Raw genomic sequence first — 23,658 nt, forward strand, 5'->3', positions numbered from 1 at the left:
GGCGCCGTCTGCGCTACTCGATGTAGATGAGCTCGTCCATCTGGTCGATCGGCCACATGGGGCGAAACATCCGCCTGATGGGGATCTTCTCGTAGAGCTGGTCGGTCGGACCTCCGGTCAGGGCCATGATGTGATAGGCGGTCTCGGGGATGAGGTACGTGTCGAGGTAGCCCATCTTGACCACGACGATATCGTAATCGTGGAACTCGACGCCCGCGGCATGGAACTGCTCCATATGGCCGTACTGGACGTTCTGGGGCATGACAAGCACGTCGAGCGCCGTGCCGTCGACCGTCACGATGTAGCAGGGGCCCGCGCTCTTCTGCGAACCCATCTCGGCCTCGCCCACGACGCTCAGCACGCCGGAGATCTCGATGGGCTCAGATACCTCGTTCTCGCCGGTGCCCAGCATGAACGTCACGTGGTCCCCCACCTTGACGTGCGACAGCTCCTCGCATGCGCGCGGATCCTTGACGCCCGCCACGAGCACCTTCTTGCCGCGGAGGTCGGCCGCCATGAGCTCGCGCACCATGACCGTCGCGGATCCCGAGGAGCCGGCGCCGCAGTTGTCGCCCGAATCGGTGATGACGGCCGTCTTGCCTTCGAAGGCCACCGCGCGCGCTACGGAATCGGCCGGGTCACCGAAGTTCCCGCCGAACGTGAACTCCTCGCGGTGGTCCCAGGCGTAGCGGGCGACCTTTTCGGCGACCTCGGTGCAATAGGCCTCGTCGGCCGGCGTGTTGGGGACCACGACGACCGCGGCGCCGAGCTTGTCGTCGTCGTGACGCAGGTAGCCGACGTGGTAGGAGCTGGAGAACACGCGCGGGTCGGTCTCCGCCTCATCAAGCAGACGGTTGATGGAGCGCATGGGCTCGTTGGCCGACACGCTGCGCTCGCCCTCGACGATGATGGGGAGCTTGCGCACGATCGGCTTCATGGGACGGCGGTGCTCCATGAGGTCAACGAGCTTCTCGGCGACCGTGCGCCAGGTGTCGACGGTGTCGATATGCGGGGACTCGCGGAAGCAGCGCAGGATGTTCACGCGCGAGCAGAGCTCGGCGGTCACGTTGCCGTGGGGGTCGTAGGCGACGGCGATGGGCATGTACTTGCCCACGATCTCGCGGATTCGGCGCAGAAGATCGTGCTCGCCGGACACGCAGTCGAGGTCGCGGATGCCGCTGGCGCCATGCAGCTGGAGGTAGATGCCGTCGATCTCGTCGAGATGGTCGCGCAGGTCGGACAGGATGCTGTCGGAGATGAAGTCGTACGCGCGGCGCTCGATCATGCCGGTCGGGTTCACGCCCGCAAAGATCGACGGGATGATCTCGATGCCATGGCCCTCGAAGATGTCCCTGATGTGCATCGAGTTGATGCACTGGTCGCCGTAGAGCAGCACAAAGTCCTCGAGCTTGCCGTCGTGCGTGACGTGCTCGTTGCATTCAGCGTGTACGTGAGCGACGAATACTTTCATAAAATCCCTTTCCACCTTGTCGCAAGCGAAGGGTATCCTACCACCGCGGTGCGTTGATGCCCGCACCTTCACGCAAGGGGCACAAGGGGACGCGAACGCCTCAACCCGCCCTAGGGGGGCGGCGCCGCGGAGTGAGTCGATCGGCGGCTTCCCCAGGCACCGAAAGCCGTAACCCGGCCGGGTGATACCGGCGGGGTTACAACAAGAGCCCCCTCAGCGGCGGCGCTACAGCCGGTAGGTGACCACCTGGGGCTCGTTGCCGCCCGCCTCCGGGACCTCGACGCGCACGAACTTGAGCGTCACACGCGCAAAGCCGGCCTTGTGCAGGACGTCGGCATAGACGCGCGCCTGCAGGGCGTGCTTCTCGCGCAGCCGCTCGGGCGTCTCCTGTTCGCTGCCGCCGGTCTTGTAGTCGATGACCAGCGCCTCGTCGGGACGGGCGGGATCGGTCGCCAGCGCATCGATGGCGCCCTCGGCGTACGCGCCGAACGCCGAGGAGATCTCCGTATCGTCCAGGCCGAGCGAGAAGAACGGCACCTCCGCGCGGACCTGCGGCCATGCGGCGAGCTCGGCGCGCACGGCAGAGGCCTCCCAGCGCGCGAGCGCCGATTCCAACCGCTCGCGCTGAGCGGGCGTGACCTTCCAGTAGCGCGCGAGCGCATCGACGCGCGCCGCCGGAACCCCCGCGGCACCGGTCTCGATGAGCCACTGGGCGGCCGCGTGGAACGCAGAGCCGAGCGCCGTGGGATCTCCCCCTGCCGCGACGGGCTCCGCAGCGGCCTCGAGGGCGTCGGCTGCCACCACATCCAGAACAACCGGCCCGGACGGCGCGAAGGCGACCTCCCCTTCCTCCGCACCCGGCCCCGGCAGCGACGCGCTCGCCTCGTCGGCCGCCGCGATCGCCTGGGCGTCGAGCGCCTGGGCACGGTCCTCCTGCTCGGCGTGCAGCGCCGCGGAGATCGACGAGTAGCTGTACGAGACGCGCTCGGGACGGGCCTCGGGGCTCACGCGCCAATCGACCTGGACGGGATGGACGAGCGTGAACGTATCGGACTTCGCGCTGTCGGGCGCGTCGTCGTCGAGCGCGTCCGCGGCGCCCTCGTCCGGGCACTCCTCGTCCCCATCGGACACCGTCGCGGCATAGCTCTCGCCGGCGAACATGAAGTCGCGCAGCGCGATGAGCTCGAAATCGCCCGCGCGCGCGTTGTCGAACACCAGCCGGTCGACATCGAGGCGCGCCCCGTCGTTCGGCAGAATGCGCTCGAGCACCGCGCGCGTGAGGTCCCGTCCCTCGTCGAAGGCGAGCTCGGGCACCTTGCCGGTGACCACGCGCCCGTCCATCACGAGGATCAGCAGCTCGCGGGCGCGCGTCATGGCGACGTAGAGCAGGCGCGCCTTCTCCTCCAGCTCGCGGGCGGCGGCCTCCTCGCGCATCGAGATGAACGCCTCGGCCGACGAACCGGTCGCGCACACGTCGTCGAACGCCTCGGGCGTGAGCCACGATGAGTAGAGCTGCTTGAAGCGCTTCTCCACGTCGGTATCGATCGCCGCGCTGCCGTCGGCGCGCACCGTGCCGGCGAAGCGCGCCGGCATCGCCGCCGCCTCGATTGCGCCCGCAAGGCGCCTCGTCTGCATGCGATCCGTGTTGCGCTTGCAGCCGTAGCACTCCGCGACCGCGACCACGGGGAACTCCAGGCCCTTGGACGCGTGCACGGTCATGATGCGCACGGCGGCCCCGCCCTGCTCGTTGATGGCGCCGGGCGCCTGCTTGCCCGCGAGCGCCGTGTCGAACGCGCGCACGATGCGCCGGGGCGAGCGCCCGACGCGCGCCTCCGCCTCGCCCAGCATATCGAGTGCCTTGAGCACGTTCGCCGCGACGGCACGGCCCTCGGGGCCGCGAGCCGCCAGACGGACGAGCCAGCCCGACTCGCGCACCACATCGCGCGCAATGGCCTCGAACGAATCGCGGCCCACGCGGGAAAGAGCCGCACGCAGCACGCTGCGCGCACGGCTCAACAGCTCCAAGCCGTCGAGACCGGGGGCGTCGTCATCGCTCATGATGCCGGCGTCCGCGTTGCGGCGGCGCGTCTCGCCCGTCTCGGGATCCATGACCGTCGAGAGCGCCAGAAACTCAGTCGCCCCGAGCGCGAACATGGGCGAGGCGAGCAGCGGGACCAGGCCCTGCGCGGTGTCGGCGGGGTTCGCGAGCGCGCAGGCGAGCGCGCGCACCGCCTTCACCTCGGGCGTCGAAGAGAACACGGAGCCGCCCGCGATCACGCAGTCGAGCCCCTCGGCGCGGATCGCGTCCGCGTAGACGCCCGAGAAGGTCATGGCCCCCAGCAGCAGCACCATGTCGCCCACCGGCTGCCCCGCGTCGGCGAGCTCGCGGAACCGCCGCGCGACCGCCTTCGCCTTGGCCTCGGCGCGCTCCTCGGAGGTGCCGCCCGCGATGAAGACCGCCTGGCGGCGCGAAGCGTCCGCCACCAGCGAATCCTCGCGCTCGTCGTGCGCCTGCAGATCCAAAAAGCCCTGCATGAGGCCACCCCGCTCGCCGTCGAAGATGCGCGCGACGTACTCGAGGATCTCGGCGTGGCTGCGGAAGTTCTTGACCAGGCGGACGATGCGGCCGGACGCCTCCTCGGCGGCGGGCTCGCCGCAGGCCCCCTCCGCCGAGGAGGCGATCGAGCGCTCCTGGCGGCGGAACACCTCGACCTCGGCGCCGCGGAACCGGTAGATGGACTGCTGCGCGTCGCCGACCGTGCACAGGCGCCGGCCGCCATCGGTGAGGTATCCGATCAGGTCGACCTGCTGCTGGTCGGTATCCTGGAACTCGTCGATCATCACGAGCCTGAAGCGATCGACGTATGCGGCCCGGATAGCCTCGTGGTCGCGCAGCGCCTCGTAGGCGATGCGCAGAAGATCGTTGTTGTCGAGCGCCGAGGCCTCGAGCTTGAGCGAGCGGTACTCATGCTCGACCGCGCGCGCGAGGCCCATGAGGGCATCGAGCGCCGGCGCGCCCACGGCGAGATAGGCGTTGATGAACGTGTCGGCCACGTCGGCGCGCAGAAGCTCGATTTGCTCTTTGGGCAGCGCCTTGCTCGCCCGAGGGATCTCGCAGCTCATCATGCACGCCGTGAGGTCCGCCACGGTGCGGCCGCTCGCCTCGTAGGCCTCGATGGCGCTGATCGCCGCGCGCCCGATCTCGGCCGCCTTGGGGCTGGCGTCGAGGCAGGCCCGGTAGGCGTCGGCGAGCTCCGGCACATGGTCGTCGCCGCGCGCCAGGCGCACGTCGTCCATGCCGTGCGGCAGGCTGCACGCGAGCTCCAGCAGACGGCGCACCAGCCCCTGCGCGCTCGTGGAGGCCTCGTACCCCGACGGGCCCGTCTCGCCTTTCAGCGGATACCACGACAGCAGGGCCGCGAGCTCGTCCGCACGGATCGCCCCTTCCCCCTGCTCGACCTGCGCGATCACGCGGTCGACCGCCTGGCCGATCAGCTCGTCGGTGTCCTCGACGACGCTGAACTCGGGGTCGAGCCCCAGCCCGAGCGCATGCGCGCGCAGGATGCGCGAGCACATGCCGTGGATGGTCGAAATCCAGGCGTCGTCGACGAGCAGCGCCTCGTCGCCCATCCCCTCCTCGATCAGCGCCCCGCGCACGCGCTCGCGGATCTCGGCCGCGGCGTCTTTGGTGAACGTGATGGCGAGCACCTGGTCGACGTGCTCGATGAACGGGCCGGATTCGGGCGAGAGCGCCCACAGGATGCGCCGGGTGAGCGTGAAGGTCTTGCCCGAACCGGCGCCCGCCGACACGAACAGCGGCTGGTCGAGCGTCGTGACGATTTCGCGCTGCTGGGGCATGAGGGTCGAAAGATCCATACCTTACGCGTCCCTTCGTTCGAATCCGAGCGGATGGTTGTGGTAGCAGCTCGTGAGCGGGTCGGCGGCCGCGGCGATGCGCCCTGCCCTGAGCTCGCCGAGGCGCTCGGCAATCCCCGCCTCCACGCGGTCGAGCAGCGCGTCGAAGTCCATGGTGCCGCCCGCCTGCACGGCGGGGAACCCGTCGCGCAACCCGGGCACGCGCCCGTCCCCGGGCTCCTCCTCGGCGAGCTCCGATGAGACCGCGCCGCGCATGGCGACCTTGCCCTTCGTCGAGAAGTACAGCGCCCCGCGCACGTCGAGGCCGAGCGCGCGGCGCAGCGCCTGCCCGTAGATGAGCGTCTGCGTGTGCTCGGGCAGCCAGCGCGGGTCGTCGGCGAGCACCTCGCCGGTCTTCTTGAGCGGCACGGTGGGGTCCTTCAGCTTGAACGGGTTGGCGTCGGAGCGGTGCTTATAGTCGATCACCACGGCGCGGCCCTCGGCATCGACGTCCACGCGGTCGATGCGTCCGCCGAGCGGCCAGCCGGCGTAGTCGACACCCAGGCCGTTGAACGAGTATTCGAGGTATTCGGGGGCGAACGGCGCGAGCGCATCCGCCTCGTAGCGCACCACGCGCCGCAGCTGGGGCAAGATGTCGTCGATCTGCGCCTGCTCGGTCGGCGAGAGCGCGACGAGGGCCGCCGAGCTCGCCGTCTTGCCGCGCGCGTGCTCTGCGCGCACCGCGGCGAACACCTCGTCGAGCAGCTCCAGCGACGCGCGCAGGTTCTCCGGCGTCACCCGGCGCATGCCGCGCTCGCGCACCTCCTCGTGGAACCGGTCCATGACGTCGTGGACGAAGTTGCCCTTCTCCATATTGGTGAACCCGGCGTCGATCATCGAGGGGCGAACGCGCGACGACACGAACCAGCACAGCGGGCACCCCACATAGCTTTCGATCTGCGAGGCGGAGAACTGGCGCGGCACGAGCGCCCCGTCTTCGGTTCGGCGCATCAGGACCAGATACGGCACGGCGGAGACGCCCAGGCGCTGCGGCGGCAGGCAGAGCACACGCTCGACACGCGCCGTCCCCGTTCCAGCCGGGTCGAAATCGCCCGCCACGTCGCCCTCGCCCGTCTTCTCGACCGGCGCCTCGTCCCCGCCCCGAAGCGCGAGGAGCTCCGTCCACAGCGCGGCCGGATACCGGTCCTTCGCCTGCCGGTCGTGCGACACGCGCGTCAGGGCCACCGGCCCGCGGGAGGCGCAGATCGCCCGCTCGGCCTGGTCGCGCAGGCGCGCGGCGGGCTCGAGCACAACGGCGTCGGCGCCCAGGGCGGACCCCAGCGTCACGACGGGGCCCTCCTCGTGGGAAAGCGGGTAGCTCGCCACGTCGACGTCGGCAAGCAGTACCGCGTCGACCGAGGCGGGCTCAAGCACGGCGGCGTCGGCGAGCGTCATGAAGACGACGGTGCCGACCTCGCCCTCAGAGGACGCCGACGCGGCGCGCTCGCGAGACGCCGTGCACAGCCCGTCGAGGATCTTCGTCGCCACGGCCTGGCTCACATCGAGAGCGCGCGCCTCGTTCATCAGCACGTCGACGGCGCGCTCCGCCATGGCGCGCTCGGTCGCCTGGCGGCAGCGCCCGTCGCGCGTGCCGAACGAGGACGCCGGCAGCGCCTCGATGGCGGAGAGCATCGACTTGAACGCGGAGACGGGGCGGTCCTGCCAGATAAACTGCACAACCTCCGAGCAGACCGCGGGAACCCGGCGCAGGGGATGGTCGTCTGCGAGCTTGCGGCGCGCCGAGCCCGCGCGCGACTGGACGCTCTGCAGCTCCCGCAGAACGCCTTCGACGCCGAGGGCCCGATTGGAGCGGATCTTCTTGTCGAAGCCGCGAGCGAGCGCCGCGTCGGCACCGGAGACGGGCGCGTAGAGCCAGTCGGTCAGCTCGGGCGCGGGCCACCATGCGCCGTCTGCCACCTGGCCCACCTGCGCGGCCTTCATGCGCGAGACCACGTCAGAAAGCGCCGCGAACTGCTGGCCGACGACCGTCTGGGAGAATCGCGAGAAGCGCGTGACGCTCGAGGCGATGCCGCGCGCGGCGAGGTACCCGGCGAGCTCGTCGAACAGCTCGGCCGGACGGGCGCAGGCGACGACAGCCGTCTTGGCGCCCCCGCTCTCGCCGGCAGGCGCCGATAAGAGCAGCGAGGCGAGCTCGTCGGCGTAGGCACGGGCCCTGGCATGGGGGCCGGCGACCTCCAGAAACGACAGGGCGGGCGTCGCGGCGCCGTCGGCGCCCCCGAGCTCAAGCGTCCGCTCGACCGCACATCCCATCTGCGAGAACGCGCGCGTGACCTCCTCCTCCCACACCTGCTGGGAGGCGCGCAGCAGCACCTGCACCGAACCCGCCCGGCCCACCTGGGCGAGCAGGCGGACGAGGTGGGCGGGAAGCGTCGTCACGTCGCGCACGATCGCGCAGCGCGCGCATGCGGGGGCCAGATCGGCCACCGCGTCGGCAAGCAGGACGGCTGCCTGTGCGGGCTCGATGAGGCCACGGTCGCGCAGGCGCGCGCCGTACACGTCGAGCAGGGAGAGCACGACGCGCGTCGCGGCATCCGCCGGGCCCTTTGCCCCCTCGGCGAAGGGAAGCAGGTCTTTTGCCATGCGCGCCAGCATGCGCACGGTGCCCGGGTTGGCGCGCAGCGGCGCAAGCTCCCGCTCGTCGCGGGCGTAGAGCGTATCGGCGATAAGCAGCTGGCGCTGCAGGTTGGTGCACAGGCGCCGACCGTCGCCCAGAAGCTCCCAGAGGCCTTCGATCCACGCGGTCGGCGTCACGATGTCGAGCCCGACGCCTAGGTGCGCGTCCGCCGCGGCGCGACGGCAGACGTCGCGCTCGGACGTCGAGGGCACCAGCAGCGTGACGCGCCCGAAGCACTCGACGGCCCGGGCCATGAGCTGCAGCTCGTCGCCTGCGGGCACGGCGCCCGAGGCGTGTCTCACTATCTGAACCGCCATGATCCTCCATCGTCGAGAGAACTATCCGTTCACAGTATCCTACACGCCCGCGTGGACACATCTCCCCGCAAATGGATTCGTTGGGGACGGGTTCGTTCCAACCCGCCCTCAAACGACCCAGGCGCCCGCAACAGGGGCGCCCGGCGTGAAATCAATTGTTCAGCAGCTGCCCAGGATGGCGGTCTATCTGTGCTCGCGCTCCTGGTCTTCGAGTTTGATGAGGATGCGCCGGTACCCGCCATGGGCGCCGTTCAGGGCCTTGGACACGCGGCTCACCGTCGTCGACGACGCGCCGGTGCGAGCCTGCACCTCGACGTAGGGCTCGCCTTCGTCGAGATACCGGGCGACCTGCAGGCGCTGCGCGAAGTCGCAGATCTCCCGCGGCGTGCACAGGTCGGTCAGAAACGCCCGCACATCGTCCTCGTTCTCCAACAGCAAAACGGAACGGACAAGCTGCTCGACGTCCCCGCGCTCGTACATCTTCTCGATATCCATGGTGCACCGCCACATCCGTTCGCGAAACATAACTAACTCTAGCCGGATGCAGTGTAACACACCACCACGCTAAAGTGCCACGGCTCCGTCGAGCGGCACAACATCCACGAGCGCGCCGGCTCCCGGTGGTCCCGCCCCTACCTGGTCCACGTGGGGACGAGCGACAGGCTGTCCTCGATGCCCGAGGTCCAGAACACCTCATCGGATCCATCGATCAGCACGGCCTCGACATCCGGCGTCGCCTCGACCAGCTCCAGCCCGCGCTCGACGCCCAGCATCAGGACGGCCGTCGAGTACCCGTCGCAATCCAGGGACCGCCGGGCCACGATCGTCGCCGACACCACGTCCGTCTTCGCGGGCATGCCGGTCGCCGGGTCGAGGATGTGGTGGTACGTCACGCCGCCCCGCGTGAAGCAGCGCTCGTGCAGCCCGCTGGTGACCACCGAGCCGTCAACCACGTCCACGATCGCCCGGCTGTGCCCGGGGTCCCGCGGGTTCACGATGCCCACCCGCCACGGGGCTCCCGCACGCGCATGCCCGTGACGGGGGTCGGCGGGCCGGCCGCCGCGCACGAGCACGTTGCCGCCCAGATTGAGCACGAAACGCCCCACCCCGTGCTCACCCATGATGCGCGCGAGGTCGTCGGCGATATAACCCTTGGCGATGCCGCCCAGGTCGAGCACGGTCTTCGGGTCGTCGATGGAAAGCGTCGGCGCGCCCCCGTCGGTCTCGCCCACATGTATGTGGCCCATGCCCACGTGCGGCAGCGCGCGGGACAGGGCGAGCGACCCCGGAACCACGCCGGCGTGGAAATCCCACAGCGACGTGACCGTGCCCATGGTGATGTCGAACGTGCCCCCGCTGCGCGCGCAGTACCCACGCGCAAGCTCCACCAGCTCGGCGGTCTCGGGTTCCACCTCGACCGGGTCGGGCGCGGCAGCATGGGCCCGGGTGATATCCGAGTCCGCCCGCGTCCTCGAAAGCGTCCGCTCGAAGAACAGGCAGCGGTCGCGGCACGCGATCAGCGCCTCGTCAAGCTGCGCCGCGGTCTGGGCACCGCCGCCATCCATCCCGTCCGCCGGATACGCGTGCATGTGCACGTCGGTGTTGAAGATGAACAGCGCGATGACGCGCGACCCGTCGACGCCCGCTTCGGGGAAAGCTGTGTGCGGATCGCCATACCGGTATGTCTGCTGCAAAATCCGCCCTTTCTGTGGAACAATCTATGCGTCCATGATAGCCGCGCGGCACCTGCGGCCGCGCGACATACCGAAAGGCACCCCCATGCGCTTCGTCCTCAACTGGCTGCTCACCTCGATCGCCATCTCGATCGCGGCCTTCATCGTGCCGGGCATCGAGCCGTTCGGCATGGTGGAGCCCTGGATGAGCTTCGCGTTCACGGGCCTCTTCCTCGGCTTTGTCAACGCGCTCATCAAGCCGTTCGTCACCATCATCTCGCTGCCGGTGACCATCCTGACGCTGGGCATCTTCCAGCTCGTGGTCAACAGCCTCATGCTCGAGCTCGCCAGCTGGCTGTCGGTGAACCTGCTGGGAGCGGGCATCTCCATCACCGGCTTCGGCGCAGCGTTCTTCGGCGCCATCGTGGTGAGCATCATGTGCGCGCTGCTCGGCGTCGCCACCAAAGACGCGCAGTAGCGATCAGCGCCCGGCGCGATGCCGAAGCGCGAAGGCAATCGATCAGTGGTTCCCTAGAGGCACTCCATGCCGCGCGGCGACTCGGCGAGCTGCGCCAGCGTGATGCCGTCGAGGTAGTCGTTGATCATGGTGCCGAGGCTCTTCCACATGCGGATCGTGGGGCATGAGTTCACGCGCTCGCATCCGATCTGGTCGCCGTCGAGGCAGGCGACAGGTGAGAGGCTCCCCTCGGTCAGGCGCAAGATCTCGCCGACCGAATAGTCGCATGCCGGACGCGTGAGACGGTAGCCGCCCCCTTTGCCGCGCATGCCCGAGAGCAGCTCGTTGCGCACGAGCGTCGAGAGGATGTTCTCGAGGTACTTCTCCGAGACGCCTTGGCGCTCGGCGATCTCCTTGAGCGGGATGCGTCCCTCGTCCTGGTGTTCTGCCAAATCGACCATGACGCGCAGCGCGTAGCGTCCCTTCGTCGACACCAGCATGACCATCCTCCTTTCTGTCGCGTAGCACAAGAATACCAAAACGGACACGACTCCATTACGGTAAAGCATACGAGAACGGGCGCGGCGCCTGATCTTCTTTCTCGTTACCGATTGTTACATTGCACAGCGCCCACGCCGCGACATTAATCCTAGTAGTACAATAGGGTTTATACGGGCGCGGCAACCGGCGTCCGTGCAACACGACTGCCCGGAGGCGCATATGAGCAACATCTACACCTCGATCGACCAGTTGATCGGACACACGCCCCTGCTCGAGATATCCCGCATCGAAGAGCAGCTCGCCCTCAAGGCGCGCGTCCTGGTGAAGCTCGAGTACTTCAATCCCGCGGGATCGGTCAAGGACCGCGTCGCGCTGAACATGCTCGACGAGGCCGAAGCGGCGGGCACCATCCGTCCGCACGCCGGCTGCACAATCATCGAGCCCACGAGCGGCAACACGGGCGTCGGCCTCGCCTCGCTGTGCGCCGCGCGTGGATACCGCCTCATCATCACCATGCCCGACAGCATGAGTCCCGAGCGCCGCCTGCTCATGGAGGGCTACGGCGCCGAGGTGATGCTGACCCCGGGCGCCCAGGGCATGGCCGGAGCCATCGCGCGGGCCGAGGAACTGGCGCGGACGATCCCCGACAGCATCATCGCGGGGCAGTTCACCAATCCCGCCAACCCGGCGGCGCACGAGGCGACCACCGGGCCCGAGATCTGGAACGACACCGACGGGGCGGTCGACCTCTTCGTCGCGGGCGCGGGGACGGGCGGCACGGTGACCGGCGTGGGCCGCTACCTCAAGCGGCAGAACCCGCAGGTCAAGGTCGTGGCCGTCGAGCCCGCCGGCTCCCCCGTCCTGTCGGGGGGCAGCGCCGGCCCCCATGGCCTGCAGGGCATCGGGGCGGGATTCGTCCCCGACGTGCTCGACACGACCGTCTTCGACCGCGTCATGACCGTCGCCGATGCCGACGCCCTCGAGTCCTCGCGCATGCTCGCGCGCACCGAGGGCGTGCTCGTGGGCATCTCGTCGGGCGCGGCGCTCTGGGCGGCGCTGCAGCTCGCGCGCGAGGACGCGAACGAGGGGAAGACCATCGTCGCCCTTCTGCCCGACACCGGCGAGCGCTACCTGTCCACCCCGCTGTTCGGGAACGCGAGCTAGGACACGCGCCTCGCGGCGCTGCGGAGAAATGATGCCGAGCGGATGACGTTTCGGCGCGCGCCGCGCGCGCATGGACGGCCTCGCTACAATGAGATGCCGCAACCAGCAGAAAGGACCGTGATGCCGAGCAAGGGCCGCGTGCTCGTCGCCATGAGCGGCGGCGTCGATTCGAGCGTAACCGCATATCTCCTCAAGCAGCAGGGCTACGAATGCGTGGGCGTCACCATGCGTCTGACCTGCAGCGCGACGTTCGACGACATGGGCGAGCGCTCGTGCTGCTCGCTGTCGGACCTGGAGGACGCGGAGGCGGTCGCGCAGCGCCTGGGCATCCCCTACCGCGTGGTGGACATGCGCGACATCTTCGAGCGCGACGTCGTCGCCAAGTTCGTGAGCACCTACGAGGCGGGACGGACCCCTAACCCGTGCATCGACTGCAACCGGTACCTCAAGTTCGGCGCGCTGCTCGACTACGCGAGCTCCCTGGACTGCTCGCACATCGCGACCGGCCACTACGCCCGCGTCCGCCGCGCGCCCACCGACGCGGGCGCGCCGGGACCCTGGACCCTGTCGCGCGCCGCCGACGCCGGCAAGGACCAAAGCTACGTCCTCTACTCGCTCACGCAGGAGCGCCTGGCGCACGTGCTGCTCCCCCTCGGCAACCTCATCAAGGATGCTGACGTCCGCCGCATCGCCGCCGAGCAGGGCTTCGCCAGCGCGAGCAAGCCCGATAGCCAGGGGATCTGCTTTGTCCCCGACAACGATTTCGCCTCGTTCATCGAGGCGCGCGAGGGGCGCCTTCTGCCCGAGGGCGATATCGTCAGTACCTCCGGCGAGGTCCTGGGGCGCCATCGCGGCGCGCTGCGCTACACGATCGGCCAGCGCAAGGGCCTTGGCGTCGCCGCCGCGCACCCCCTCTACGTATGCGGCATCGACGTCGAGAGCAACACAGTCACGCTGGGCGGGGTCGACGACCTCATGGCAGACGAGCTCGACGCCGGCGACTGGATCTGGAGCGCGCCCGCCGAGACGATAGAGCGCCGCATCGTCGATGCCGGCGCGCACGGCCTCCCCGTGGCGGCGAAGATCCGCTACCACCAGCCCGACCAGCCCGCACGCGTCAGGCTCGTCGATGCCGAGGCCGGCGCGCAGGCGGGCGTGCACATCGACTTCGACATCCCGCAGCGCGGCATCGCGCCCGGCCAGGCCGTCGTCATCTACGACGGCGAGGTCGTCCTCGGCGGCGGCACGGTCCTGTAGGCGCCCCGGCCCGAGGGGCAAGCCCCGACTCAAACGCACCGCCCAACGCAAAAAAGCAGGGCCCTGCCGCACCGCGTGAGACAGGGCCCTGCGCCATATGCCGAGATGCGGCAGGCTACTTCATAATCTTGCGGAACAGCTCCACGACGGTGGCGTGGTCGGCGTCGCGCGGGTTGCCGGGATAGCAGGCGTCGGCGAGCGCATCGTCGGCGATCTGGTCGAGCTCGTCCTCGGTGATGGCCTCGCAGACCGTCGGGATGTCGACGTCGACGGACAGCTGGCGCACGGCGGCGATGGCGGCGTCAGCGGCCTCGTCGGTCGTCATGCCGGTCGTGTCGACGCCCATGGCGACCGCCACGTCGGCCAGGCGCTCAGCCACGACGGGCTTGTTGAACTCCATGGCGATGGGCAGCAGCATGGCGCAGGCGACGCCGTGCGGGGTGTCGTAGTGCGCCGAGAGGGTGTGCGCCATGGCGTGGTCGATGCCCAGGCCGACGTTGGAGAAGCCCATGCCGGCGATGTACTGGGCGAGCGCCATGCCCTCGCGACCGCTCCCGGGCTGGCCGCTCTTGGCCTCGGCCACGGCGTCGCGCAGGCTCTTGGCGATGAGCTCGATGGCCTTGAGGTGGAACATGTCGGTGAGCTCCCAGGCGCCGCGGGTGGTGTAGCCCTCGATGGCGTGGGTGAGCGCGTCCATGCCGGTGGCGGCGGTGAGGCCGGCGGGCATGGTGGCCATCATGTCGGGGTCGACGACGGCGACCTCGGGCGCGTCGTTGGTGTCGACGCACACGAACTTGCGGACCTTCTCGGGGTCGGTGATGACGTAGTTGATGGTGACCTCGGCGGCCGTGCCCGCGGTGGTGGGGACGGCGATGGTGAACACCGCGTGGTTCTTGGTGGGGGCGACGCCCTCGAGCGAGCGCACGTCGGCGAACTCGGGGTTGTTGACGATGATGCCCACGGCCTTGGCGGTGTCCATGGCCGAGCCGCCGCCGATGGTCACGATGCAGTCGGCCTCGGCCGCTTTGAAGGCCTCGACGCCGTCGGTCACGTTCTTGATGGTGGGGTTGGGCTTGATCTCGGAGTACATGCTCCACGCGATGCCGGCCTCGTCGAGCAGGTCGGTGACCTTGGCGGCGACGCCGAACTTGACGAGGTCGGGGTCGGTGCAGACGAAGACCTTCTTGAAGCCGCGGCGGGTGATCTCGCCGGGGATCTCCTTGATGGCACCGGAGCCGTGGTAGGAGATGGTGTTCAGAACGATACGATTGGCCATGTTGATGCCTCCTTGTCTTTGCGCGCCCCGGCCGCGGGGCGCGCCGTCCAGGATGCCGACTCCGCGTGATGCGCTGGCGGCACCCAAGCCATGATATGCCTTATTCGGGCACGGCGAGAAGCGGCGATCCGCATCCAATACCGCCACCAGCAAAACGTTTTATCAGCATTGGATAAATGGTCGAAAATCGCCGGCGAACGGCAGTGCGGAAGCGCCTACTCCAGGTGGTAGAGCTCCTCCATGAACTCCCAGTCCCCGTTCTCGCCGAACGGCTTCATGTTGGGGCCGACCGCCGCCCACCACTCCTGGGTCCTGGGGTCCGCCGCCATCTTGGCCATGTCCGCCTCGTAGTCGTCGCCGGTGTACTCGTAGTAGGAGAACAGCAGGCCGTCGTAGTAGTAGATCGAGTAGTTCTGCAGGTTGCAGGCCTTGATCATCTCGTTGACGCCCTCGAACGGCGCGGCGTGGTAGGCCTTGTACTTCTCGTACCCCTCCTCCCCGTTCGTGCGGGAAATGGAACCGAAGCGCTGGATCTTGCCCATAGGAGCCTCCTTGATCGATGCGGACACAACCCCTATGTACCCATCTGCGCAGCTGACCTCGCGGCGCATGTGGCCGATCTCGCCGCGCACGGGCGCTCAGGGTCTGCACGACAATCGCACCGTGAATCATATACGTATAAGATTCTTATAAACGCGCAGGTACCAGAAAATCTTGTGCATAAAAATCCGTATCGGGCAAAACCCATAGAGACGGTAGGTTGAGTTTGGTGCGATTTTTGAGTGCCGTTTCTCCCCACGCGCCACACCCTTCAACAAAACCGCAGGATTCAACTGGGCTTTTGTTGAAGGGTGTGGCGCCTGTGAGCGAGGGGCACGCAAAAATCGCACCAAACTCGATATACATGGTTTTTGACCTAGGAAATCCCTCGATCCACATACCGCCGACCGGCCTTAATCGTTACCGGGCCGCATCAGGAGCAGTAACGCCAGTCCGGATCGGTGAGCGCCCGGGCGAGCCCCAGCCCCATCGGCAAGAACAGGATGATCATGATGGCGCGGATGATCCACTCCATGGCGTCCAGCGTCTGGAACACGCCCATGTAGTACACCGCCCGGTACATATACAGGCCGGGGACCATGATGACGATGGAAGGAACCGTGATGGAGATGCGCGGGAACTTCGTCTTGGTGCCGGTGATCGACGCCAACAGGCCGGCGCAGATAGCACCCGCGAACGCCGCCGCCTCGGGCGGCATGCCGACCAGGTCGACGAGCGTGAGGCGCAGCGTGTTGGCGATCGCGCCCACGGCGCCCGCCGTCGCCGCCATCCTGTAGGTCGAGTTGAACATCATCGAGAAGCCGAACACCCCGACGAAACTCGCGACGAACCGCAAGGCGAACATGACCGGCGCGCTCAGGCCCTGCGCAGCGAAATCATCCGGGTGCAGCTCGACCATCATCGCCACGAGCCAGGCCACGAGCGTCGCGACCACGATGACCGCGCACGCGTAGGCGAGGCGCTCGAGCCCCGAGCGGAAATCGAGCTTTGCGATGTCGAGCCCGCTCGTGATCAGGGGGAACCCGGGGATCACGAACAGCATGGCCCCGATATAGCCCGCCTCGTGCTCAGCCACGTCCTTCACCGCAAGCGACAGCAGCGACAGGCACCCCAGGTAAACCAGGCAGGCGACCGCGACCGACACGCCGATGCAGACGAAATGCGTGAGCCTGCGATCGAGCATGATGCGGCGCGTGAAGTTCCCGAGTCCCGCACCCACGAACGCGCAGCCCATCTCGATGGGCCCGCCGCCGAGCAGGAACACGAAGGCGGCACACGCGGCGGCAGACGCCAAGCCGACCGCCCACGGGGCATAGTTGCCCGGCGTGCGCTCGATGGCATCCATGCGATCATGGAACGCGCGCACGGTCAGGGTGTCGCCGCGCCTCTGCACGTCGCGGACGAACTCCTCCATGAGCTGGATGCGCTCGGTGTTCACGCCGGTCGTATGGAGCGAGACGACCTCGGAGAAGCTGTTGTGCCCATCGATGCACGTGCATTCGATCGTCGTGAGGCTCACCGCCGCCGAGACGGTGACGCCCAGGACGCCGGCGATCTTGTTCATGCAGTCGCGCACGCGCCAGCTGCCCGTACCGCCCGCGAGCAGCAGCAGGCCCGCGCGGCAGATGATCGACGACTTGTCGTCGAGGTCGGCGTCGATGGCGAGCATGTCGTCGCAGTCGGTCACCTCATGCCAGGGCACCGCCATGTGGTTTCGATGGCGGATGCGCGCGCGGTGCACATGCGGCAGGGGCGCGTGCGCGATGGCTTCGCGAATTCCCGCGGCGGTCCGTTTCTGCTCGTGGTCCATGGGGCGCCTTTCGATGGGATGCACGGTTTACCCATGGTACCGTGCGGGCGCGCCCGCTTGAAAACAAAGGGGTGTCCAAACCGGACAAGCGGTGCGTTTTGGCGCGCGCAAGGGAGACGCCGGCAGGCCCCCTTCACGCCGGGCGCCCGCGTCCGCCAGGGGCTACGGGCGACCGGCGACCGCCCCTGCGCGGGCGGGCTTGCGCTCGCGATCGATGAACATGATGGCGAACGCCGCGACCAGAAGCCCCGAGCACACGCCGATGGCCATGTGCCCCAGGCGGCCGACGCACCAGTTGCCGAGCACCGCGCCCGCGGCAAAGCAGGCGATCAAACCGAAGTAGAGCAGGCCGTTTTCCAAAAAGCCGCGGTCGCGGTTGAGCAGGTAGTCGTCCATGTTCTGCATGGCGGAACGCAGGTTGCCGATGCACATGGTCGTGGCGATGCCGTGCCCGTGGATCTTCCGGAACGACTCGACCTGCATGCCGCACGCGAACGATGTCACGCAGTTCGCCGCGACATCGGGCACGATGAAGGCGACGGCGAGCAGGGCGGCCGCCTCGAGCAGCACGATGACCTGCCTCCAGTGCAGCGCGCTCGAAAAGCGGCAATGGACGAGATCGGCGATCACGATGCCCGCGGCGAACGCGAGCACCGGCAGCGCGTAGTGGACCATGCCGGCCCAATCGCCCTCGGAAAGATGCACGCCGCACAGCAGGATGTTTCCCGTTTGCGCGTTGGCGAACACCCCGCCACGCGCCATGTAGGAATAGGCGTCCATGAATCCCCCGGCAAGGGCCATGATGACGCCGAGCTCGATGGAATCGGATATCTGACGTGCACGCTCCATGGCGCCCTCTCCCCTTCATGTCGAGCGGAGCGCCCCGCGCCCGCCCCGTCGTCTTGCGCCGCGATCCCACAGCGACGCGCCCGCTGAGCCGCACGACGAATCGAGCGGCCAGCAGAAAAGCGTAGCGTAATCGTGCGCACCCCGCGCAAAAACGAGATACGGTAATCGAATTGGTACAATTCGACACGATCAGAATCGCGCGATGCCCGTCACCGCGCAGGTAATGGATTGGAGTCCCCATGGCCGACCGCTCGCAGTTCCTTCCCGTCTCCCGCGCCGACATGGACGCGCGCGGCTGGGATGCCTGCGATTTCGTCTACGTCTGCGGCGACGCGTACGTGGATCACCCCTCGTTCGGCATGGCCATCATCACGCGGGTGCTCGAGGCGCACGGATACCGCGTCGGCATCATCTGCCAGCCGGATTGGCGCGACCCCTCAAGCATCGCCGCGCTCGGCGAGCCGCGCCTGGGCTTTTTGGTCTCCGCGGGCAACATGGACTCCATGGTCAACCACTATTCCGTCACCAAGCATCGTCGCCGAACCGACGCCTACACGCCCGGCGGCGTCGCGGGCGCGCGGCCCAACCACGCCGCCGCCGTCTACGGCAACCTCATCCGCCGCACATTCAAGCACGCGCCCATCATCTTGGGCGGCATCGAGGCGAGCCTGCGCCGCCTCGCCCACTACGATTACTGGTCCGACTCCCTCAAGCGCAGCATCCTGCTCGATTCCGGCGCCGACCTCGTGCTGTACGGCATGGGCGAGCACGCCATCGTCGAGGTGGCCGACGCGCTCGCCGCGGGCCTGCCCATCGACCAGATCACCTATGTCGACGGCACGGTCTACCGCGTGAGCGGCGGCGAGCAGGCGCTTGCCGAGGTCTACGATTACGAGCTGCTCCCCTCGTGGGACGATCTCGAGGCCGACCGCCTGGCGTACGCGCGCAGCTTCGCCATCCAGTATCGCAACATGGACCACATCACCGCCCACCGCCTTGTGGAGCCCTATCCGCATGGGGTGTACGTGGTGCAGAACCCGCCGGCGGCGCTGCTTTCGACCGAGGAGATGGACACGGTCCACGAGCTTCCGTACGCGCGCGCCTGGCACCCCGACTACGATGAGGCCGGCGGCGTGCCGGCGTTCTCCGAAGTCAAGTTCTCCATCACGTCCAATCGCGGGTGCTTCGGGGAGTGCTCGTTCTGCGCGCTCGCGTTCCATCAGGGCCGCGCGCTGCAGGTGCGCAGCCGCGAGAGCATCATCCGCGAGGCGGAGGCGCTCACCCGCGATCCCGACTTCAAGGGCTACATCTCCGACGTGGGCGGGCCCACGGCCAACTTCTTCCGTCCCGCCTGCGACAAGCAGCGCAAACACGGCGTGTGCACGAATCGCCGCTGCCTGTGGCCGAGCGTATGCAAGAACATGGTCGTCGACGAGGACGGATACGCCGACCTGCTGCGCGACCTGCGCCAGCTTCCCGGCGTGAAGAAGGTCTTCGTGCGCAGCGGCATCCGCTTCGACTACGCCATGGCCGACCGATCGGACAGGTTCCTGACGGAACTCGTCCAGCACCATGTAAGCGGCCAGCTGAGGCTGGCGCCCGAGCACGTGAGCGACGCCGTGCTCTCCATCATGGGCAAGCCCAGCCGTGCCGTCTACGACGCGTTCTGCCGTCGGTTCGACGACCTGTGCGAGCGCTACGGCCTGGAGCAGTACGTGGTGCCCTACCTCATCAGCAGCCATCCCGGCTCGACGATGAAGGAGGCCGTCGAGCTGGCGGAAGCCGTGCGCGACATGGGATACATGCCCGAGCAGGTGCAGGATTTCTACCCGACGCCGTCGACGATGTCCACCTGCATGTACTACACGGGCGTGGACCCGCGCACGATGGAGCCGGTGTACGTGGCGCGCGACCCGCACGAGAAGGCCATGCAGCGCGCCCTGATCCAGTACCGCAAGCCCGAGAACTACAAGCTGGTGCGCGAGGCGCTGCAGCGCGCGGGACGCACCGACCTCATCGGCTACGACCGGCACTGCCTGATCCGCCCCGTGCCGCCGCGGCCGGGCGCCGCCAAGGGCAAAGGCAAGGGCAAGGGCGCCGGCGGCAAGACGGGCGGCGGTTTTGCCGGCAAGCAGCAGGATAAGCGGGGCGGGAAGTTCGGCAAGGGCGGCAAGGGACCCTCCGGCGCCGCGCCGCACGGTCGCAATCGGGCCGCGCAGGGGCGCGAGGGCGCACGCGGAAGCAGAAGACGGCCATAGCGGACAGTTTTTCCGTGCTGGGCGCCTGTTCGGCCATCGCGCTGTTCACAGAGGACCTGCCGAGGACCTCGCGGGCCCAAAACCCCTTACAGCAACGGCGTGGGACGGTCCACAGCCCGACGAAACAGCCACAATCCCGCCCCGACCATAGCCGCCGACGCAACGATGGCGAACACGACGCCTCCCGCCTCGAGCACCGTCGCGATCTCGTTGACGAAGTAGGCGCAGAAGTTGATGACCAGGTGCAGGCCCATGCTGGGCAGCAGGCTTCCGGTTTGCCAGACGAGCCAACCCGCGATCAGGCCCATGACCGTGGCATATGCGAACTGGGTGATATTGAGATGCAGGGCGCCGAACAGCACCGCCTGCACGATGTTGGCGAGCCAGAACGCGCGCGGCGGAACCGCACCGAGCGGAGGGCACGGCTGGCTTCGGGCCGTACGCCATGCGCGATCCCTCCAGCGGCCGGCCTGCTTGGGGCACATGGCGCGAAGGGCGAACTCGAACACCACGCCGCGACATGCGAGCTCTTCGGTCAGCGGGGCGCCGACCGCCAGGATCAGGACCGCCGCCACGGAGAACTCGTTCATGACGGGGTTGTCGGTCAGCGTATCGTACTCCGTCTTGACATCGGGAAACAGCGGCAGCAGCAAGCCCAGCGCATAGCTGATCACCATCTGCAGGCCTATTCCCAGCAGCACGACGGCAACCACCGCCAACGCGCGCGAGCGAGGGGTCCGTCTGCGTCCCTGCAGGAAGGAGACGGGCTGCACGCGAAGCCACCACGGAAGGACCACCGCGAACACCGCGAGCTCGGAGATGATCTGGACGGGGATGGTGATCTGGGCGGCAAGGGCGGCAGCATCCGTCGAGGCCGTAAGCTGCAGCAACACGAGCGCGACCGCGAACGACCCGACGGCAATCGACACGAGCTGCGTCGCATACACGGCAAACGTCGCCCCGAGTGCGGCGAGCAGCCAGCGCACGGCGTTGACCACCGGCGACTCAGGCGTATCAGAGGGGCGCGGCATGGACAGCCGGGCATCGAGGGGCGAGACGGGGGCGCCGGGCGCGCGGGCGCAACCCTGCCGGGACCGATCGTCCGATACGTGCTGCGGAATCTCGTTCATAGCTTCACCTCGCAAGCAGTATCCCCGCGCGCCCGCATTCCAAACGGCGAAAACGCGCAGCATGCCATTTTTAAGGAAGCGCCCTATAGGTACACCCATGGGTTGGTTGGGGACGGGTCCGTTCCAACCCATGCCTGGTGTCGCGACGGTTTTTGCGGGAAGCTCGGACGAAATATGCATGTCAACTCGAGCAGACTGCAGAACCACGAGGTGAATGGCCGTATCGTATTGGCCGTTATGCAGGATGTCCCCGCCGTTCCCGCAAAATCCGTCGCGACGGTTTTTGCGGGAAGGTGACGCGGCGGCCCGGGCGCCCCCCCTCGGCAAGATGGGCCGCCTCCGCGCCTCCCGCGCCGCGCAGCCTCGCCCGAATCCACGGTACGCGTCACGCTCCTGATCGATACAAAGACGGCCCGGGTCCTCGCTGAAGGACTCGGGCCGTAATGCGCATCGTCTCAGGCTCGCGTCGGCGCTTCCCTAGTAACGAGAGCTCCTGCCGCCGCGGTCGCCGGGGCGACGAGACGAACGGCTGCGGTCGGAGGGGTGCTGGAATCCGCGTCCACCGCGGTTGGTGCCACCCTTGCCGCCGCGGCGCTCGCGCGAGCTCGGCTCATCGTAGTTGCGCCAGGTATCGCGAGACGGGCGAGCCGGACGCGCGGAACGATCGTCGCGATCCTCGCGCCTCGCGCTCCCCTTGCGGTCGCGCGCGGAGCTGTGGGGCGAGCGACGGCCCTCGCGGGAGCCCTCGAAACGCTCGCGATGGCCGCGCTCATCGGCCTGCTCGGCGAACTGGACGGCGCGGCGCTGGGCGCGATTGGCCGGAGCGGCCGCTTCGACCTCAGCGCGAGCCTCCGTGCGCACGCCCTCGTCCTCGCGAACGCGCACCTTGCCGGGGCGCTTGCGCGCTGAGGGACGGGACGCCTTCTCGGGCGCCTCCTCCTGTGCGGCGCGGGCCGCATCGCGGGCGGCGCGGCGGGCGATGTCGCGCTGACGGGGGGCGCGCTGCTTCTTCTCGCGGCGCTCGCGGCGCTCGTTGGCCTTCTTGGCCTTCTGGCGACGGCGCTTCTTCTCCTTCTTGCCGGCGACGTGGTCGGCAGGCACGCGGTCGGGATCGACGCGGGGCGCGTCGGAGCCAAGATCGATGCCCTCGGCGTCGTAGAGATCCGCCGTCTTGCCCATCAGGGCCTCGATATCGAAGAACTCGTCGATATCGTCGCGGGTCACGAACGTGAGCGACCAGCCCTCCTCGCCGGCGCGACCCGTGCGGCCGATGCGGTGGATGTAGTCGGTCGGCTCCTCGGGCACGTCGAAGTTCACGACGTAGCGCACGTCGGAGATGTCGATGCCGCGCGCGAGCACGTCGGTCGCCACGAGCACCTGCACCTTGCCCTCACGGAAGTCGCGCAGGGCGCGCTCGCGCTGGGCCTGGCTGCGGTCGCCGTGGATGGCGCCGCATTTGATGCCGGAGCGCTCGAGCCTGCGGGCGCAGGTGTCGGCGCGGCGCTTGGTGCGCACGAACACGATCACGCGCTCGGGGCCCTCCTTCTTGAGCACCGCCGTGAGCGCCCCGTTCTTGGCGTCGAGCGCCACCGGGCAGACGTACTGATCGACGGTCTCGGCGGTGGAGGTCACCGGGGCGATCTCGACGCGAGCGGGATCGCGCACCAGGTCGGTGATGGAGCCGACGCGGCCCTCGTCGAGCGTCGCGGAGAACAGCAGCGTCTGGCGCTCGGTGCGGCACTTCTCGACGATGGCGCGCACCTGCGGCAAAAAGCCCATGTCGAGCATGCGGTCGGCTTCGTCGAGCACGAGCACGCTGACCTCGTCGAGGTTCGCAGACCCCTGCTCGATCAGGTCGACCAGGCGGCCCGGCGTGGCGACCAGGATGTCGCAGCCGCGCGCGAGCGCCTGCTTCTGGGGGACGTAGCCCACGCCGCCGACGACGGTCACCGCGACATGGCCCGTGCGGCGCGCGACGGCGTGGCACACGGTATCGATCTGCTGGGCTAGCTCGCGCGTGGGCGTGATGACGAGCATGAGCGGGCCGCGACCGCGCGCCAGGCGCTTGCGGCGACGCCCGCGCTCGCCCTTTTTCACGGGCGCGGCGACATGGTCGAGCTTGTCCATGAGCGGGAGCAGGAACGCGGCGGTCTTGCCCGTGCCCGTCTGGGCCGCGGCCAGCAGGTCGCGACCGGCGAGGACCTCCGGGATGGCCGCGGCCTGGACCGGCGTCGGGGTCTCATAGCCCATATCGGCAACCGCACTCAGCACCGTTTGGGACAGGCCAAGGTCGGCAAACGTCGGGGAAATCTGTTCAGTTGTAGGCATAAATGCACAATCCATTCCGCACGGCGCGAGGCGCCGTGAACGTCAAACACGTGATC

General features: G+C 68.4%; 17 protein-coding genes. 4 read left to right on the forward strand and 13 right to left on the reverse strand.

Going from position 1 to position 23,658, the window contains the following annotated elements; genetic code table 11:
* Positions 1–13 precede the first annotated feature (13 nt).
* The 5 genes from B5F74_RS04755 to B5F74_RS04775 form a co-directional block, all read right to left on the reverse strand.
* Positions 14–1,471 carry a M81 family metallopeptidase gene (locus tag B5F74_RS04755; protein ID WP_087200487.1) on the reverse strand — a complete coding sequence of 486 codons (1,458 nt, stop codon included), beginning with the start codon at positions 1,469–1,471 and terminating at the stop codon, positions 14–16.
* A 225-nt stretch (positions 1,472–1,696) separates the two neighbouring features.
* Positions 1,697–5,347 carry a UvrD-helicase domain-containing protein gene (locus B5F74_RS04760; protein ID WP_087200489.1) on the reverse strand — a complete coding sequence of 1,217 codons (3,651 nt, stop codon included), beginning with the start codon at positions 5,345–5,347 and terminating at the stop codon, positions 1,697–1,699.
* 3 nt (positions 5,348–5,350) lie between these two features.
* Entirely contained in the window at positions 5,351–8,338 is a 2,988-nt protein-coding gene (locus tag B5F74_RS04765) for a PD-(D/E)XK nuclease family protein (protein WP_087200490.1), read from the reverse strand.
* A 183-nt stretch (positions 8,339–8,521) separates the two neighbouring features.
* Positions 8,522–8,833: a YerC/YecD family TrpR-related protein gene (locus B5F74_RS04770; RefSeq protein ID WP_066833907.1), complete on the reverse strand. Its 312-nt coding sequence runs from the start codon at positions 8,831–8,833 to the stop codon at positions 8,522–8,524.
* A gap of 137 nt (positions 8,834–8,970) precedes the next feature.
* The gene (locus tag B5F74_RS04775) at positions 8,971–10,032 is read right to left on the reverse strand and encodes an FAD:protein FMN transferase (RefSeq protein ID WP_087200492.1); all 1,062 of its coding nucleotides are present in this window, start codon (positions 10,030–10,032) and stop codon (positions 8,971–8,973) included.
* 85 nt (positions 10,033–10,117) lie between these two features.
* Here B5F74_RS04775 and B5F74_RS04780 point away from each other — a divergent pair, with 85 nt between their 5' ends.
* A complete protein-coding gene (locus B5F74_RS04780; protein WP_066833914.1) occupies positions 10,118–10,489 on the forward strand; it encodes a phage holin family protein in 372 nt (123 codons plus the stop codon).
* 53 nt (positions 10,490–10,542) lie between these two features.
* On the opposite strand, the gene B5F74_RS04785 is transcribed toward B5F74_RS04780, so the two are convergent.
* Positions 10,543–10,968, reverse strand: coding sequence for an Rrf2 family transcriptional regulator (locus B5F74_RS04785; protein ID WP_087200494.1), 426 nt, complete (start codon positions 10,966–10,968; stop codon positions 10,543–10,545).
* Positions 10,969–11,188: 220 nt separating this feature from the next.
* Here B5F74_RS04785 and cysK point away from each other — a divergent pair, with 220 nt between their 5' ends.
* Both cysK and mnmA read left to right on the forward strand, forming a co-directional pair.
* Positions 11,189–12,133, forward strand: a complete 945-nt coding sequence (cysK, locus tag B5F74_RS04790) for a cysteine synthase A (RefSeq protein ID WP_087200496.1) — start codon at positions 11,189–11,191, stop codon at positions 12,131–12,133.
* A 120-nt stretch (positions 12,134–12,253) separates the two neighbouring features.
* A complete protein-coding gene (gene mnmA / locus B5F74_RS04795; RefSeq protein ID WP_204212455.1) occupies positions 12,254–13,390 on the forward strand; it encodes a tRNA 2-thiouridine(34) synthase MnmA in 1,137 nt (378 codons plus the stop codon).
* A 115-nt stretch (positions 13,391–13,505) separates the two neighbouring features.
* Here mnmA and fucO read toward each other — a convergent pair whose 3' ends face one another.
* The 5 genes from fucO to B5F74_RS04815 form a co-directional block, all read right to left on the reverse strand.
* Positions 13,506–14,666 (reverse strand): lactaldehyde reductase, encoded by a 1,161-nt coding sequence (fucO, locus tag B5F74_RS04800; RefSeq protein ID WP_087200498.1) that lies wholly within the window; start codon positions 14,664–14,666, stop codon positions 13,506–13,508.
* Positions 14,667–14,881: 215 nt separating this feature from the next.
* Positions 14,882–15,208, reverse strand: a complete 327-nt coding sequence (locus tag B5F74_RS04805; protein ID WP_087200499.1) for an L-rhamnose mutarotase — start codon at positions 15,206–15,208, stop codon at positions 14,882–14,884.
* 145 nt (positions 15,209–15,353) lie between these two features.
* On the reverse strand, positions 15,354–15,572 hold the full coding sequence (locus B5F74_RS12190) for a hypothetical protein (protein ID WP_143753784.1): 219 nt from the start codon (positions 15,570–15,572) through the stop codon (positions 15,354–15,356).
* 67 nt (positions 15,573–15,639) lie between these two features.
* Positions 15,640–17,037 carry a threonine/serine exporter family protein gene (locus B5F74_RS04810; protein WP_087200501.1) on the reverse strand — a complete coding sequence of 466 codons (1,398 nt, stop codon included), beginning with the start codon at positions 17,035–17,037 and terminating at the stop codon, positions 15,640–15,642.
* Positions 17,038–17,199: 162 nt separating this feature from the next.
* Positions 17,200–17,886 (reverse strand): YoaK family protein, encoded by a 687-nt coding sequence (locus B5F74_RS04815; RefSeq protein ID WP_204212457.1) that lies wholly within the window; start codon positions 17,884–17,886, stop codon positions 17,200–17,202.
* A gap of 239 nt (positions 17,887–18,125) precedes the next feature.
* On the opposite strand from B5F74_RS04815, the gene B5F74_RS04820 reads away from it, so the two are divergent.
* Positions 18,126–20,144 carry a YgiQ family radical SAM protein gene (locus B5F74_RS04820; RefSeq protein WP_087200503.1) on the forward strand — a complete coding sequence of 673 codons (2,019 nt, stop codon included), beginning with the start codon at positions 18,126–18,128 and terminating at the stop codon, positions 20,142–20,144.
* Between the two features lie 86 nt (positions 20,145–20,230).
* Here the strand turns inward: B5F74_RS04820 and B5F74_RS04825 are convergent, their stop codons facing one another.
* Both B5F74_RS04825 and B5F74_RS04830 read right to left on the reverse strand, forming a co-directional pair.
* Positions 20,231–21,274: a CPBP family intramembrane glutamic endopeptidase gene (locus B5F74_RS04825; RefSeq protein WP_158095698.1), complete on the reverse strand. Its 1,044-nt coding sequence runs from the start codon at positions 21,272–21,274 to the stop codon at positions 20,231–20,233.
* 477 nt (positions 21,275–21,751) lie between these two features.
* Positions 21,752–23,602: a DEAD/DEAH box helicase gene (locus tag B5F74_RS04830; RefSeq protein ID WP_239283356.1), complete on the reverse strand. Its 1,851-nt coding sequence runs from the start codon at positions 23,600–23,602 to the stop codon at positions 21,752–21,754.
* Positions 23,603–23,658 lie beyond the last annotated feature (56 nt).

The organism is Collinsella sp. An271 (genome assembly GCF_002159695.1).
GTDB lineage: Bacteria > Actinomycetota > Coriobacteriia > Coriobacteriales > Coriobacteriaceae > Collinsella > Collinsella ihumii.

Excerpts from the sequence above, each read along its gene's own strand:
- B5F74_RS04755 (WP_087200487.1), bottom strand. The coding sequence starts at position 1,471 with ATGAAAGTATTCGTCGCTCACGTACACGCTGAATGCAACGAGCACGTC.
- B5F74_RS04760 (WP_087200489.1), bottom strand. The coding sequence starts at position 5,347 with ATGGATCTTTCGACCCTCATGCCCCAGCAGCGCGAAATCGTCACGACG.
- B5F74_RS04765 (WP_087200490.1), bottom strand. The coding sequence starts at position 8,338 with ATGGCGGTTCAGATAGTGAGACACGCCTCGGGCGCCGTGCCCGCAGGC.
- B5F74_RS04770 (WP_066833907.1), bottom strand. The coding sequence starts at position 8,833 with ATGGATATCGAGAAGATGTACGAGCGCGGGGACGTCGAGCAGCTTGTC.
- B5F74_RS04780 (WP_066833914.1), top strand. The coding sequence starts at position 10,118 with ATGCGCTTCGTCCTCAACTGGCTGCTCACCTCGATCGCCATCTCGATC.
- B5F74_RS04785 (WP_087200494.1), bottom strand. The coding sequence starts at position 10,968 with ATGCTGGTGTCGACGAAGGGACGCTACGCGCTGCGCGTCATGGTCGAT.
- cysK (WP_087200496.1), top strand. The coding sequence starts at position 11,189 with ATGAGCAACATCTACACCTCGATCGACCAGTTGATCGGACACACGCCC.
- mnmA (WP_204212455.1), top strand. The coding sequence starts at position 12,254 with ATGCCGAGCAAGGGCCGCGTGCTCGTCGCCATGAGCGGCGGCGTCGAT.
- fucO (WP_087200498.1), bottom strand. The coding sequence starts at position 14,666 with ATGGCCAATCGTATCGTTCTGAACACCATCTCCTACCACGGCTCCGGT.
- B5F74_RS04805 (WP_087200499.1), bottom strand. The coding sequence starts at position 15,208 with ATGGGCAAGATCCAGCGCTTCGGTTCCATTTCCCGCACGAACGGGGAG.
- B5F74_RS12190 (WP_143753784.1), bottom strand. The coding sequence starts at position 15,572 with ATGTATATCGAGTTTGGTGCGATTTTTGCGTGCCCCTCGCTCACAGGC.
- B5F74_RS04810 (WP_087200501.1), bottom strand. The coding sequence starts at position 17,037 with ATGGACCACGAGCAGAAACGGACCGCCGCGGGAATTCGCGAAGCCATC.
- B5F74_RS04815 (WP_204212457.1), bottom strand. The coding sequence starts at position 17,886 with ATGGAGCGTGCACGTCAGATATCCGATTCCATCGAGCTCGGCGTCATC.
- B5F74_RS04820 (WP_087200503.1), top strand. The coding sequence starts at position 18,126 with ATGGCCGACCGCTCGCAGTTCCTTCCCGTCTCCCGCGCCGACATGGAC.
- B5F74_RS04825 (WP_158095698.1), bottom strand. The coding sequence starts at position 21,274 with ATGAACGAGATTCCGCAGCACGTATCGGACGATCGGTCCCGGCAGGGT.
- B5F74_RS04830 (WP_239283356.1), bottom strand. The coding sequence starts at position 23,602 with ATGCCTACAACTGAACAGATTTCCCCGACGTTTGCCGACCTTGGCCTG.